The sequence below is a fragment of the Aquirufa sp. ROCK-SH2 genome (genome assembly GCF_054558315.1).
Window position 1 is genome coordinate 1 of record NZ_JBPXKB010000017.1, and the last position, 433, is coordinate 433.

The 433-nt window shown below is 41.3% G+C and carries 1 protein-coding gene; it reads right to left on the minus strand.

Going from position 1 to position 433, the window contains the following annotated elements; all coding sequences use genetic code 11:
* Positions 1 to 433 (minus strand): Ig-like domain-containing protein (locus V7S79_RS12220; RefSeq protein ID WP_459490878.1); only part of this gene is annotated, 433 nt, incomplete at both ends.

Sequence of the window (433 nt, forward strand, 5' to 3'; positions counted from 1 at the left end):
GAACTACCACTTGCTGCTGAGATCGTTGATGTTGTGCTATCATCTGTTAATACAACTGTCTTACCAGAAACTGGATTGCTATTCGCATCTTTTAGTGTAACTGTTACTGTTGAAGTCGTTGTGCCATCTGCTGTTACATTGATGGATGGTGCTGAAGTAACTGTTGAGGTAGTTGCACTAACTGCTCCTGCCACAAAGGCTACTCTAGCTGTATCGGTAATGCTCACATTATCTCCTGTTGCCGAGTAAATAACTGTTTCTGCAATGGTGTTTGTAACTGTAAAGGTTACTACTCCACTAGCATTCGAACTACCACTTGCTGCTGAGATCGTTGATGTTGTGCTATCATCTGTTAATACAACTGTCTTACCAGAAACTGGATTGCTATTCGCATCTTTTAGTGTAACTGTTACTGTTGAAGTCGTTGTGCCAT